Source organism: Nitratireductor sp. WH36-1, from assembly GCF_058725515.1.
Genome location: NZ_CM178970.1, coordinates 481,727 through 495,038 on the forward strand (window position 1 = coordinate 481,727; position 13,312 = coordinate 495,038).

At 64.4% G+C, this 13,312-nt stretch carries 9 protein-coding genes; 5 read left to right on the plus strand and 4 right to left on the minus strand.

Annotated features, from left to right (window positions below):
* Positions 1-19: 19 nt before the first annotated feature.
* Entirely contained in the window at positions 20-601 is a 582-nt protein-coding gene (locus AC4PTT_RS02370; protein ID WP_492162034.1) for a peroxidase-related enzyme, read from the minus strand.
* Positions 602-726: 125 nt separating this feature from the next.
* On the opposite strand from AC4PTT_RS02370, the gene AC4PTT_RS02375 reads away from it, so the two are divergent.
* Complete coding sequence (locus AC4PTT_RS02375; RefSeq protein WP_492162035.1) at positions 727-5,526, plus strand: NAD-glutamate dehydrogenase; 4,800 nt, start codon at positions 727-729, stop codon at positions 5,524-5,526.
* A 28-nt stretch (positions 5,527-5,554) separates the two neighbouring features.
* Positions 5,555-6,955 carry an MFS transporter gene (locus AC4PTT_RS02380; RefSeq protein WP_113153452.1) on the plus strand — a complete coding sequence of 467 codons (1,401 nt, stop codon included), beginning with the start codon at positions 5,555-5,557 and terminating at the stop codon, positions 6,953-6,955.
* Positions 6,956-7,070: 115 nt separating this feature from the next.
* Here AC4PTT_RS02380 and purH read toward each other — a convergent pair whose 3' ends face one another.
* Positions 7,071-8,687 carry a bifunctional phosphoribosylaminoimidazolecarboxamide formyltransferase/IMP cyclohydrolase gene (gene purH / locus AC4PTT_RS02385; RefSeq protein WP_206545692.1) on the minus strand — a complete coding sequence of 539 codons (1,617 nt, stop codon included), beginning with the start codon at positions 8,685-8,687 and terminating at the stop codon, positions 7,071-7,073.
* A gap of 141 nt (positions 8,688-8,828) precedes the next feature.
* Between purH and AC4PTT_RS02390 the strand changes: the two genes are divergently transcribed.
* The 3 genes from AC4PTT_RS02390 to AC4PTT_RS02400 all read left to right on the plus strand — a co-directional run bounded on the left by AC4PTT_RS02390 (position 8,829) and on the right by AC4PTT_RS02400 (position 10,600).
* A complete protein-coding gene (locus tag AC4PTT_RS02390; RefSeq protein ID WP_206548001.1) occupies positions 8,829-9,254 on the plus strand; it encodes a GNAT family N-acetyltransferase in 426 nt (141 codons plus the stop codon).
* A gap of 268 nt (positions 9,255-9,522) precedes the next feature.
* The gene (locus AC4PTT_RS02395; protein WP_206548000.1) at positions 9,523-9,975 is read left to right on the plus strand and encodes an Lrp/AsnC family transcriptional regulator; all 453 of its coding nucleotides are present in this window, start codon (positions 9,523-9,525) and stop codon (positions 9,973-9,975) included.
* A 1-nt stretch (position 9,976) separates the two neighbouring features.
* Entirely contained in the window at positions 9,977-10,600 is a 624-nt protein-coding gene (locus AC4PTT_RS02400; protein WP_113153448.1) for a LysE family translocator, read from the plus strand.
* On the opposite strand, the gene AC4PTT_RS02405 is transcribed toward AC4PTT_RS02400, so the two are convergent.
* The gene (locus AC4PTT_RS02405) at positions 10,591-11,604 is read right to left on the minus strand and encodes a helix-turn-helix domain-containing protein (protein WP_492162036.1); all 1,014 of its coding nucleotides are present in this window, start codon (positions 11,602-11,604) and stop codon (positions 10,591-10,593) included. The two genes, AC4PTT_RS02400 and AC4PTT_RS02405, sit on opposite strands and share 10 nt — an antisense overlap.
* Positions 11,605-12,050: 446 nt before the next feature.
* Entirely contained in the window at positions 12,051-13,094 is a 1,044-nt protein-coding gene (locus AC4PTT_RS02410; RefSeq protein WP_492161578.1) for an IS110 family RNA-guided transposase, read from the minus strand.
* Positions 13,095-13,312: the final 218 nt, after the last annotated feature.

Here is a 13,312-nt window from a genome sequence, read left to right on the forward strand (position 1 = left end):
GGGCAGGACCCTGGGCCCGTTACCTCTCTGCGGGCTCCCGCGCCACGGCATGATATTCGGGGTTGGGATGCATATCGACGGCAGCGGCCATGCGGTTGGTCATGTTGAAGAAGCTGGCGACGGCGGCGATGTCCCAGATATCGCGCTCGGAAAAACCGTTCTCGCGAAGCGCCTGCCGGTCCTTTTCCTCGATCTTGTCAGGGGTTTCGGTCAGCTTCACCGCGAAATCGAGCATCGCCTTCTGTCGCGGATGGAGCCGGGCCGCGCGGTAGTTCATGACCATCAGTTCGCCAAGCACGGGATCACCCGAAAGCTCGCGCACCGCCGCGCCATGGGCAGTCAGGCAGTAGAAGCAGTGGTTCACGCTGGAGACGGCAACGGCGATCATTTCACGTTCGAGCTTGGAAAGCCCCGAATCGCTCAGCATCAGGTCGTTGTACATCTGGGTAAACGCCCTGAGCTTGTTCTCATCGAAGGCGTAGGCAAGCAGAACGTTGGGAACGAGGCCCAGCTTTTCGCGGCACTTTGCGAAATAGGCTTCCGTCTCTTCGCTCAAGCCTTCAAGAGGCGGAAAATGCAATGCAGTGACCGGTTGCGTCATTTTGCGAACACCCTTTCGATAGGAATAGAGGTGTATGGAGCCTGCATGGTGGAATGACGGGTCGTCAAACCGCTTTTGTCTGAATACGATGGGCCAGTTTGGTAAACCAACAGGGATTTTTCGGCATGGTAGCCAAAGCAAAGACCTCCAAGACCGCCAAGAAGGGCGGAGCCAAGGGCAAGACTGGAGGCGTGGAGAGCGTGCATCAGATCATTCTGTCGCGCGCGCCAGCGGAGGACCTTCGCGCGTATGAGGACGCCGCACTGCTGCTGGCGGCCGAGGACGCAGCGTCGGCGATTTCGGCGCACAAGCCCGGCACCAGCGTGGTTCGCGTGGACAACAGCACCGGCGTGGAGCGTTGCGGCCGGGGCGTCACGACGGTGACGCTCGTGAACGACAACATGCCGTTCCTGTTCGACTCGGTGATGAGCGAACTCAGCGAATTCGGCGTCGAGGCGACGCTGGTGCTGCATCCGGTTCTGGTTGTCCGGCATGGCAAGAACGGCGTGGACGAGATCGTCGGCGACGTGTCGAACACCAAGGTCGGGCCCGACGATGACAAGGTGAGCCTTATCCATGTTCACCTGCCGAAACTGACCGACGAGCAGAGCGAGAGCCTGAAGGCGCAGCTCGACAAGACGCTGGCGCAGGTGCGTGCAGCCGTCGCCGACTGGAAGCCGATGCTGGCCCGGCTCGACCAGCAGATCACCGAGCTGCGCTACGCGCCGGTGCCGCTGGAAAAAGACGCCGTGGCCGAGGCCATTGCCTTCCTGGAATGGCTGCGCGACGACAATTTCACCTTCCTCGGCATGCGCGAATTCCTCTACACCGGCGGTGAGGAAAGCGGCACGCTGGAGCGCGCCGACAAGAAGGGCCTCGGCATCCTGTCCGATCCCGACGTTCTGGTTCTGCGTCGCGGCAATGAGACCGTTTCGACGACGCCGGAAATCCGCGCCTTCCTGCATGGTCCCGATCCGTTCATCGTGACCAAGGCGAATGCCAAGACGGTGGTGCACCGCCGCGCCTATCTCGACTATATCGGCATCAAGACATTCGACGATGAGGGCAAGCTGACCGGCGAGCTGCGCATCGTGGGCCTGTTCACCTCCACCGCCTACACGCGCTCGGTGATGAAGATCCCGTATCTGCGCTCCAAGGCGGAAGCCGTGATCGTCAAATCCGGCTTTGCGCCCACCGATCACTCGGGCAAGGCGCTCACCAATGTGCTGGAATCCTATCCGCGCGACGAGCTTTTCCAGATCGGCCTGCCGATCCTGCGCAAGCATGCCGAGGCGATCCTTGCGCTGGGCGAGCGCCCGCGCGTGCGCGCCCTCTATCGTGTCGACCAGTTCGACCGCTTCGTGTCGGTGATCGTTTTCGTGCCGCGCGACCGCTACGATTCGCAGGCGCGCGTGGAGATCGGCAATTACCTGAAGGACGTCTTCAAGGGTCGCGTCTCGGCCTATTATCCGGCCTTCCCGGAAGGCACGCTGGCGCGTGTTCACTTCATCATCGGGCGTTCGGGCGGCAAGACCCCGCGCATCGAGACGGAGACGCTGGAAGCCGAAATCCGCAAGATCGTGCGCACCTGGGACGACGCGCTGCAGGAGGCGGTGGAAGAAACCGGCGCCGACATCAAGCTCGCCAAGGTGGCGGCTGGCTTCCCCGACAGCTACCGCAACGGTTTCTCTGCGGAGACGGCGCTGATCGATGCCGAGCGCATCAGCCGGCTTTCCAGAAAGAACCCGATCGCCATCGATTTCCATCGTCATGAAGATCAGGACGAGGCGCAGGCAGCGCTGAAGATCTATCATTACGATACGCCGGTGCCGCTGACCGAGCGCGTGCCGCTGCTGGAGAACATGGGTTTCCGTGTGATCAGCGAGCGGACCTTCGAGGTCGGCGACGCCGACGACACCGACAGCGCCCAGATTTTCGTGCATGACATGGAGCTGGAGAACGCCTTTGACGGGGCCATCGACCTTTCGGACGAGGGTGCGCTGTTCGAGGAGATGTTCCTTTCGGTCTGGCGCAGCGAGCATGATGATGACCGCCTCAACGCGCTGGCGCAGACGGCGCGCCTGCGGGTGGACGAGATCGCCATTCTGCGCGCCTACAGCCGCTTCCTGGCGCAGGCCAACATTCCGCAGAGCCAGGGCTTCATCGCGGCGACGCTGAACCGCTATCCGCAGATCGCGCGCAGGCTGTTCGAGTTCTTCGTGGTGCGTTTCGACCCGGCGCGGGCCGAAAAGGCCAGCGCGAAGGACGAGGCCGAAGCGCTGTGCAAGGCCATCGAGACCGATCTGGATGCGGTGCCGAACCTGGATGATGATACGATCATCCGCCGCTTCCTGAACCTCATCGAATCCACGCTGCGCACGAACCATTATCGTCCGAAGGAGGACGAGGCGGTGCGGTCGCTGGCGCTGAAATTCGATTCCCGCGCCATCACCGGCCTGCCGCAGCCGCGCCCGTGGCGCGAAATCTTCGTCTACGGTCCGGAAGTGGAGGGCGTGCATCTGCGCTACGGGCCGGTGGCGCGTGGTGGCCTGCGCTGGTCCGACCGTGCGCAGGACTACCGCACCGAGGTACTGGGACTGGTGAAGGCGCAGCAGGTGAAGAATGCCGTGATCGTGCCCGTGGGCGCGAAAGGCGGCTTCTACCCGCGTCGTCTGCCCGTTGGCGGCAACCGCCAGGAAGTCTTCGAGGCGGGCCGTGCAGCCTATATCAACTTCATCTCCAGCCTGCTGTCGCTGACCGACAATTTGGACGGCGACAGGGTTCTGCCGCCGGAAGGCGTGGTCCGCCATGACGGCAACGATCCGTATTTCGTGGTGGCCGCCGACAAGGGAACGGCAACGTTCTCCGACACGGCAAACGGCATCAGCCAGGCACATGATTTCTGGCTCGACGATGCGTTCGCCTCGGGCGGTTCGGCCGGCTACGACCACAAGAAAATGGGCATCACCGCGCGCGGTGCGTGGGAGGCCGTGAAGCGGCATTTCCGCGAGATGAACCGCGACATCCAGACGGAGCCCTTCACCGCCGTGGGCGTGGGCGACATGTCGGGCGACGTGTTCGGCAACGGCATGCTGCTTTCCACCTGCACGAAGGTGGTGGCGGCATTCGATCACCGCGACATCTTCATCGACCCCGATCCGGATACGGCGGTTTCCTATGCCGAGCGCAAGCGCCTCTTCGACATGGGGCGTTCAAGCTGGCAGGACTACGACAAGGACAAGCTCTCCAAGGGCGGTGTCATCGTCTCGCGTTCGCAGAAGTCGATCACGCTGCCCAAGGCGGCGGCTGACGCGATCGGGCTCGACAAGGTGACGGCGTCTCCCACCGAGATCATGATGGCGATCCTGCGCGCTCCGGTGGACCTTCTGTGGTTCGGCGGCATCGGCACCTATGTGCGCGGCGCTGGCGAAAGCGATCAGGATGTGGGTGACCGCGCCAATGACGCGATCCGCGTGGCTGCGCGCGAAGTGGGCGCGAAAGTGGTCGGCGAAGGGGCTAATCTGGGCATGACCCAGCTTGCCCGCATCGAGTTCGGCATGAAGGGCGGCCGCTGCAACTCCGACGCCATCGACAACTCGGCCGGGGTGAACTCGTCGGACGTGGAGGTCAACATCAAGATCGCGCTGGCGGCGGCGATGCGTGGCGGCGGGCTGGAACGGCCTGCGCGCGACAAGCTTCTGGCCGAGATGACCGACGAGGTTGCCGGGCTTGTGCTGGCCAACAACTACCAGCAGACGCTGGCCATCTCGCAGGTGGTCAAGCGGGGCATGCCGGAAATGCCGCACCAGGCGCGCATGATGACGCTGCTCGAGCAGCGCGGGCTTCTCGACCGGGCGGTCGAGTTCCTGCCCGGGCCGCAGGAGCTGGCCGACCGCGAAAGCCGCGGCGAGCCGCTGACGCGTGCGGAGATCGGCGTGCTTCTGGCCTATGCCAAGATCGTGCTGTTCGATGAGATCGTTGCGAGCCCGGTGCCGGATGCGCCGCATCTGGAAGAGGATCTGTTCGCCTACTTCCCCGACCGCATGGCGAAGAAGTACGAAACGGAAATCCGTGCGCACCGTCTGAAGCGCGAGATCATCGCCACCGAACTGGCAAACGATGTGATCAACCGTGGCGGGCCGAGCTTCGTGACGCGCCTGCAGGATCTGACGGGGCAGCCGGCTGCCGATATTGTCGCCGCCTTTGCCGTGGTGCGCGAGGGCTTCGAACTGCGTGACGTCTACAGGGCCATCGACGCGCTGGACAACCGGATCGACGGCATGGCGCAGCTCGAGCTCTACCAGCTCGTCTGGCGTCTGATTTACGCGGCGACCTCCTGGCAGCTCAAGAATGTGAGCGGCAAGGAAACCGTCGGGCAGCGCATCGAGCGCCTGCTGGCCGCGCGCAAAGCGCTGGAGCCGAAGCTTCTGCCGATGCTGCCGGCCTTCATGCGCGAGCGTCTGGACAACCGTCAGGCGCAGCTTGTGGCGTCGGGTGCGCCGGACGAACTGGCCAGGCGTCTCGCCTTCCTCTCGGTTGCGCAGATGGTGCCGGACATCGAACTGGTGGCGGAGAAATCCGGTGCGCCGCTGGAGAAGGCCGCAAGGGCGTTCTTCGGTGTCACCGAGGCCTTCCGCATCGGCCGGATCGAGGATGCCGCGCATGCAATCGTGCCGTCGGACTATTATGACGGGCTGGCGCTGTTCCGCGCCACCGACATGATCAGCGCGGCCCGTCGTGGCATGAGCATTGCAGCACTCACCGATTACGCGAAGGACGATGATCCGGCTGCGAAATGGGTCGAGGCCGGCGGCGAGCATGTCGTGCGCGTGCGCGAACGTCTGCACTCGCTGGTGGAGGGCGGTGATCTGACCGTGTCACGTCTCACCGTCGCGTCCGGTCTGATGAGTGACCTGAGTGTCTGATGCAGCCGGGGCGCCGGACGACGCGGTTATGAACCGGCCAGAGGCGGAGCACAGGACTGTGCCCCGCCGTGGCATCTGGGGCTGGATGCTGTTCGACTGGGCGCAGCAGCCCTTTCATACCCTCATCATCACCTTCGTCTTTGCGCCCTATTTCGCCGCCTCCGTGGCGCCGGATGCGGCGCGCGGACAGGAGCTGTGGGGGCTGGCGACGGGGATCGGCGGTCTCACGATTGCGCTTTCCTCGCCCATTCTTGGCGCGATTGCCGATGCGACGGGGCCGCGCAAGCCGTGGATCTTCGTGTTCTCGCTGATCGGCATTATCGCCTGCGCCTCGCTGTGGTTCGCCACGCCGGGCGGCGGGCATGTCACGCTCATTCTCATGGGCGTCGCGCTGGCCGTGTTCGGCATGGAATTCGCCGCCGTCTTCAACAATGCGATGATGCCGGACCTTGTGCCGCGCTCCGAGCTTGGCCGGCTTTCGGGCTCGGCCTGGGGGCTTGGCTATATTGGCGGGCTTCTGTCGCTGGTGCTGGTGCTTGGCTTCATGGCGGCGCAGCCGGACACGGGCCGCACGCTGCTCGGCTTTGAGCCGATCTTCGGCCTTGATGCGGCGACGCATGAGGGCGACCGCGCGGCGGGACCGCTGACGGCCCTGTGGTATGCGCTGTTCGTGCTGCCGATGTTCCTGTTCACGCCGGATGCGCCGCGCCGCAGGGCGGCGACGGGAGCGATCCGCGAGGGGATGAAGCGGCTGGGCGGCACGCTGAAGCGGCTGCCGGGACAGCGCAGCTATTTCAGCTTCCTCCTGTCATCCATGTTCTATCGCGATGCGCTCAACGCGCTCTATGCCTTTGGCGGCATTTATGCGGCGGGCGTGCTGTCCTGGTCGATCACGCAAATTGGCCTGTTCGGCATTCTCGCCAATGTGACGGGCGCGCTGGGCGCGTGGCTCGGCGGGCGGATGGACCGGCGTTTCGGGCCGAAACTCGTGGTGAGCATCTCCATCGTGGTGCTGACGCTGTGCGCGCTTCTGGTGATCTCCACCACGCGCGACGAGCTCCTGTTCATGCCGATCAGCGGCGGCGGGGCAAGCAGCCTGCCGGACATCGCCTTCTTCGTGGCGGGTGCGTTCATCGGGGCTGCGGGCGGTTCGATACAGGCGGCGTCGCGCACGCTTCTGGTGGACCAGGTGCCGCGCGAGCGGGTGACGGAAGCCTTTGGGCTCTATGCCCTTTCGGGCAAGGCCACGGCCTTTATCGGGCCGTTCGCCATCGCCATTGCGACGGGCTATTTCGCTTCGGAGAGTTTCGGCTTTTCGAATGAGGATGCACAGCGGCTTGGCGTGACGCCGATCCTGGCGCTGTTCCTCATCGGCCTTGTGCTGGTGCCCTTCGTGAAGAGCAGGCATCAGGAGGCGGATGCCTCCTGATCTGTCTGTTCAGGCGTAGCGTTCCCGCTTTTCCTGGAATTGCGAAAACGCTCTAGCTTATTGTATTTGCGCAATTCCGGACGGAAAACCGGTTCCCGCTTTTCCTGGAATTGCTCTAGTGGCGGAAGTGGCGCATGCCGGTCATGACCATGGCGATGCCATGCTCGTCGGCGGCGGCGATCACTTCGTCGTCGCGCATGGAGCCGCCCGGCTGGATGACGGCGGTGGCGCCGGCCTCAACGGCGGACAGAAGTCCGTCGGCGAAGGGGAAGAAGGCGTCTGAAGCGACGACCGATCCCTTGGTCAGCGGCTCTGCATTGCCGGCAGCTTCGGCTGCATCTTCCGCCTTGCGGGCGGCGATGCGGGCGGAATCGACACGGCTCATCTGGCCGGCGCCAACACCCACGGTCGCGCCGTCGCGGACATAGACGATGGCGTTCGACTTGACGTGCTTGGCGATGCGGAAGGCGACGATGAGGTCGGCCATTTCCTTCTCGCTCGGCGCGCGCTTGGTCACGACCTTGAGGTCGAGATCATCGACCACGCCATTGTCGCGCGACTGGACCAGAACGCCGCCGGCCACGGTCTTGACGGAGAGGCCGGGTGCGCGCGGGTCGGCAAGGCCGCCGGTGACGAGCAGGCGCAGGTTCTTCTTGGCGGCGACGATGGCGCGCGCCTCTTCGGTCGCGTCGGGCGCGATGATGACCTCGGTGAAGATCTTGACGATCTCGGTGGCCGCTTCCGCGTCGAGCGGGCGGTTGAGCGCCACGATGCCGCCGAATGCAGAGACGGGGTCGCAGGCGAGCGCCTTCTCATAGGCTTCACGCAGCGTCGCGCCCTCGGCCACGCCACACGGATTGGCATGCTTGATGATGGCGACGGCGGCGGAGCGCTCCGGCGAGAACTCGGAGACGAGTTCGAAGGCGGCGTCCGTGTCGTTGATGTTGTTGTAGGAAAGCTGCTTGCCCTGAAGCTGGGTCGCGGTGGCGACGCCGGGGCGGCTTTCGCCGGTGACGTAGAAGCCTGCCTTCTGGTGCGGATTCTCGCCGTAGCGCATCACTTCCTTGAGCCTGCCGCCGACGGCGCGGAAATCCGGTGCGTCGACCTCGAGCGTTTCAGCGAACCAGCCGGAGATGGCCGCATCATAGGCTGCGGTGCGGGCGAAGGCCTTGGCGGCCAGTTCCTGACGCAGGCGATGGGGCAGTGCGCCATCGTTTTCGGCAAGGGCCTCGAGGATGCGGGCATAGTCTGCCGGCTCCGTGACGACGGCCACATAGGCGTGGTTCTTGGCTGCCGCGCGCAGCATGGCCGGGCCGCCGATGTCGATGTTCTCGACCGTGGTTGCATAATCGCCACCGCCGAAACGCACCTCTTCGAACGGATAGAGATTGATGACCAGAAGGTCGATGGGCGCGATGTCGTGCTCTTTCATCGCGCTCGCATGGTCCGCATCGTCGCGAATGCCGAGGAGGCCGCCATGAACGCCCGGATGCAGCGTCTTCACGCGCCCGTCCATGATCTCGGGAAAGCCGGTCAGCTCCGAAACGTCGCGCACGGCGATGCCTTCGCCGGCGAGTGTTTTGGACGTGCCGCCGGTGGAGACGATCTCGACATTGCGGCCCGAAAGCGCGCGGGCGAAATCGACGATGCCGCTCTTGTCGGAGACCGACAGGAGCGCACGGCGGACGGGAACGAGATCGGGTGCGGGAATGTTCTTTGCTGCAACGGACATGCGAGGCGGCTCCGGCTTTGGGAAAGGATGCTGGGGACGTACCGGCAGGCGGCATGCAAATCAAGCGTGGCGCGGGTTGCGGGGCGCTTTTGCCACTGAAACGGGTTGCATTGTCGGGGCAAAACGGCATTGCTGCGCGTCATGATGGAGAAACCCGCTGTTCTTTACGCCTGCGAGCCGGATTTACCGGTGTCCGAGTTTGCCCAGGTGCTGCGCGAGTCCGGTCTGGATGCGATCCGCCCGGTGGATGACGAGGCGCGGCTTCAGCGCATGATTGCGGGCGCTGGTCTGGTGATGACGGCGCGGCGCAATGTGGAAGGAAAGCCGCTGGTGGGCGTGGCCCGCTCGGTGACGGACTTTTCGTGGTGCGCCTATCTTTCCGACCTCGCGGTTTCTTCGAAGGCGCAGGGGCTTGGCATCGGCCAGGGGCTGATCGATGCGACCCGCCGCGAACTCGGCCCGGAGGTGAGCCTGATGCTGGCTTCCGTGCCGGATGCGGTGGGCTTCTACGAGCGCATCGGCATGAACCGGATCAGTGATGCGTTCTGGCACGGTCGGGAGCGGTAGACCGCTGGCCGCAGAAATGGTTCTCCTGCCCTGAAGCCGGGCATGGACGCTGGACGGGGTGGCGCTCGACCCGCGCCTTTGGCTGTGGCAAAAAGAAACGCGCTGCCGTTTTTTGCCAAAGGCAAGCCTGACGGCCTGAACGTGAGAAGTGACGCGGAGCCGCAAATTATGCGGCATAAACTCTAAAAACTGTATATTTTGCATATTGCAATTCATTTTGCGATAAAATATACGGTATTGAGTTTGTTTCTCAGGATCAGGGCCTGACATGGATCAGATCGACCGTAAAATCGTGACTCTTCTCGCCGAAGACGCCCGGCGCTCGCTTGCCGATATTGGCGGCGTGGTGGGGCTTTCCGCATCGGCGGTCAATGAGCGCATCCGCCGGCTGACGGCAAGCGGCGTGATCCGGCGTTTCACGGTGGACGCCGATCCTGACGCGCTTGGCTGCCCGGTTCTGGTCTTCATCTGGGTGTCGCTGGTTCAGAACGTCAATGAAGAGGCCTTCCGGATCTTTGCCTCCGCGCACAAGGCGGTGGAGGAATGCCACCATGTGACGGGGCCGTGGTCCTATCTCATCAAGGCGCGGGTGCCGGAGCTGGCCGATGTGGAGAGCGTGCTGGACGACATGAAGAAGCATGGCTATCTGGCGCGCAGCGAGTCTGTCGTCGCACTGTCGACCGTGGAGCCCGGCTCCTTCGCACCGGTCGAGAAGCCCTGACATGGACACGCTGCTGTTCGGCAAAAGCCTGCTGCTCGGGCTGGCCGTGGCAGCGCCCCTTGGACCGATTGGCGCCCTGTGCGTGAACAGGACGCTGGAGCATGGCCTGTGGGCCGGTGTTGCCGGCGGGCTGGGCACGGCGCTGGCCGATGCCGTCTATGCCGCGCTGGCGGCCATCGGGTTTGCGGCCTTCGCGGCCGCGCTGGCGGTCGTGGATGTGCCGCTCAAGCTTGTCGGCGGGGCGTTTCTCGCCTGGCTGGGCTGGAAGAGCCTGTCGCCTGCGCCCGTTCGGGCTGCGGCGGAGGCGCGGGCGAGCGATCTCGCCGGAACGGCTGCCGCGACCTTTTTCCTGACGATCACCAATCCGATGACCATTCTGGCCTTTGCGGCGATGTTTGCCGGGCTCGGGCTGGCGGATTCTCCGCATCCCGCCGATGCGCTGGTGGTGGTTGTGGGCGTGTTCCTCGGTTCGCTGCTCTGGTGGTTCATTCTGAGCGGCGGGGTGGCGCTGGCGCGCACGCGGCTGCCGGACAGCCTGTCACGCTGGGTGTCGCGCATCTCCGGCGTGATCCTTCTGGCGTTCGCCGCTTTCGCAATCGGGTCGGTGGCGCTCGCCTATCTCTGACCGGCGGGGCCGGGTTTCCATTCGCTTGGCGTCGTGCCGGTGATGCGCCGGAATTCACGATTGAAATTGGACTTGGTGTTGAAGCCGCTTGAGAGCATGGCGTCGGTGATATTCGCGCCATCCTCCAGCGCGCGGCAGGCATGATGAATGCGGTGCGCGTTGATGTAGCGCGAGACGTTTTCGCCACTCACCAGATTGATGGCCGCAGAGAGCTGCTTGACCGGCACGTGGAGCCGTCGGGCGAGCCGCGCAAGCGTGAGTGCGGGATCGAGATAGAGCGTTTCGGACTGAAGCAGCGCGTCGAGCCGCTGGACGAGATGGGCGTCTTCTTCGCTTGGATGCGGGGGCTCGGCCATGGTTTCCGGCTCTGGCTCGCCGGTGGCGCTGGGCGACACGCTCAACAGGCCGATGGCGAGCAGGGCGGCTGACGAGAAGACGCTGATGATGAGCGGCGGCAGCCAGCTCTGGCCGGTCATGACGGCGAGCGCAATGAGCGCGTCGCTGAGCGCGGACAGGATGAGAGCGAGGCCGATGCCGCCCCAGAGCCGGGCCGGCAGGCGACCGGCCTCAAGCCGCGCCAGAGGCAGGTCGTCGCCACTGCGGCGCAGCTTCACCAGAATGGCGACCCCGTAGAGAACGAAGACGCCCGGCACCACAACGTCCAGCGTGCCGGGCGCAAAGATGACGCAGAAGGCGGCGAAGGCCGGCGCCGTCAGATGCACGAGATCGCGCGGCAGCGAGAATGGCCGGAACGAGGCCGTCTGGAATGCCAGCCATGTGAGCGGCGGCACGAAGGTGGCGGTGACGGGCTGAAGGGGCAGGAGTGCGTCTATGCCGTAATGCTGGCGCAGCGAAACGATGAGGCTCTGCAGTGCGCAGGCCGCAAGAAGCGCCATCAGGAATGGCGGGCGCTCGCCGGAAATGGCGATCCGGATGAGGAGCGCACCGAGCACGAGCGCGACGATCATCGGAATGGGAAGAACCAGCATGGGCGGTGTCTGCATGTTTCCTGCAAGGGCTTGGGTTGTGGCATCGCCACCGGCCGGTGGCAATATCCGCCGAAGCATCGGATCAAAAAGTGGTCTCCGGGTTTCCGATGCTCCGGTGCTTGTTCAGTAGGTTGAAACGCCTTCTGTGCGTTCGAATTCGGTACGCGGTGTTTCCACTGCGTTGACGTTGTGCGTGGTTCGACAAGCTTCTGTAATCACGGTCAATAGGAATGCGTGTCCGGGCTTCCTGCTTCTGTTCGCGGGTCAGCGCACGGGCTGCCGCTCGATGGCGTCGGAAACGGGCATGACCATCTCAGGAACGTCGTGCGGCCGGTTTGTATCGTGGCCGCCGTCCAGCCTGTCGTCGTCGATTGCCCGCGCCGGTGCGTCCCGGACGGACGCGCTCCTTTTCGACCGCTGTCAGAGCTGTCGAAGAAGGGGCTGGAAAGTCTCTGGCGCGCTCATGCGCTGGACGAAGCCGGCCTTTCCTGCAGCATGAGGCGGAAGTCGCGGCCATCGACCCACATGCGGTGAAGGATGATGGCGAGCCGCCGGGCGACCGCCACGCGGGCCCGGTTCATGCCACGTCGCCGGGCCACCTTCAGCCCCCACCGTTTGAGGGCAAAACTCTTCCTCGTGCGCGTCAGGAGCGCGTTTGCGGCTTCGAACAGGAGGCTGCGCATCATGACGTCACCGGTTTTGGAGATGCTGCCAATATGCTCGTACTCGCCAGACTGGTCGATGCGCGGCACGAGGCCGAAGGCCGCCGGCACATCGGCCGAGCGGGCGAAACGCTCCGGCTGGTGCACGGTTGCCTTGAAGGCAAAGGCCGTGATCGATCCGACGCCAGGCGCCGTCATCAGCCGCCGGCACACCGGGTCGGCGGCGGCCTGACGTTTGATCTCGCGCTCATAGGTGCGCACCTGTGCAAGAAGGGCGGTGCGCATGGTCAGCATCGGCGCAACCAGAGCCATAAGGTCGTCACGCGCGGCAAGCCGCTCCTTGACCCGCCCCGCAAAGCCTCCCGGGCCCACGCGGCCAAGCCGGATGCCGAACGGCTTCAGATCGCCACGGATCTTGACCTGCAACTGGCGGGCCTGGGAAAGCAGGGTCGCGCGCGCCGTCAGCATCAGGCGCTGCCTATGGGCCGCCTCGTCCTTGACATGCACCCCCCGATACAGCCCCGCCCGCAATGCCTGGGCGATCATCCTGGCATCGCGCCGGTCGGTCTTCACCGGGGAGGCTTTGGCATAGGCCTTCATGCGCCGCGTCTCGATCACGGCAACCGGCAACGCCTGCGCCTTCAGCTCCCGGGCCAGCCATGGCGTCAGCGCGCCGGCTTCCAGACCGATCAGCGCAAGCGCATCGCCAAAACCCGACAAAGCAGATGAGAGGCTTGCAGGCGTCGTGGAGACCTTTATCTCCTCAACCACATGCCCGCGCCCATCAATCACGCAGACCGATGTGGCTTCCTCTGAAACGTCCAATCCGGCATAATACTCCATGGTTGCTCCCTCCTTCGCTTTGTGGCGACACCATGTCGACCACGGTTCAACCGAAGCGCCGGGGGCAACCGCTGCCCCCTGAGAAAGCGATTATGCCATCTCACCATGAGGGAAGTGGTGCTTTGCAAAGAGCTTCCGTTGAGGGGGGCACAACCAATGCCATCCCTCATGGTGAGCTTGTCGAACCACGCACGGCATCCAGAACCCATGGTGCGAAA

Coding starts and splice junctions, on each gene's coding strand:
- AC4PTT_RS02390 (WP_206548001.1), top strand. CDS start 8,829: ATGATGGAGAAACCCGCTGTTCTTTACGCCTGCGAGCCGGATTTACCG.
- AC4PTT_RS02410 (WP_492161578.1), bottom strand. CDS start 13,094: ATGGAGTATTATGCCGGATTGGACGTTTCAGAGGAAGCCACATCGGTC.
- AC4PTT_RS02405 (WP_492162036.1), bottom strand. CDS start 11,604: ATGCAGACACCGCCCATGCTGGTTCTTCCCATTCCGATGATCGTCGCG.
- AC4PTT_RS02375 (WP_492162035.1), top strand. CDS start 727: ATGGTAGCCAAAGCAAAGACCTCCAAGACCGCCAAGAAGGGCGGAGCC.
- purH (WP_206545692.1), bottom strand. CDS start 8,687: ATGTCCGTTGCAGCAAAGAACATTCCCGCACCCGATCTCGTTCCCGTC.
- AC4PTT_RS02395 (WP_206548000.1), top strand. CDS start 9,523: ATGGATCAGATCGACCGTAAAATCGTGACTCTTCTCGCCGAAGACGCC.
- AC4PTT_RS02380 (WP_113153452.1), top strand. CDS start 5,555: ATGAACCGGCCAGAGGCGGAGCACAGGACTGTGCCCCGCCGTGGCATC.
- AC4PTT_RS02400 (WP_113153448.1), top strand. CDS start 9,977: ATGGACACGCTGCTGTTCGGCAAAAGCCTGCTGCTCGGGCTGGCCGTG.
- AC4PTT_RS02370 (WP_492162034.1), bottom strand. CDS start 601: ATGACGCAACCGGTCACTGCATTGCATTTTCCGCCTCTTGAAGGCTTG.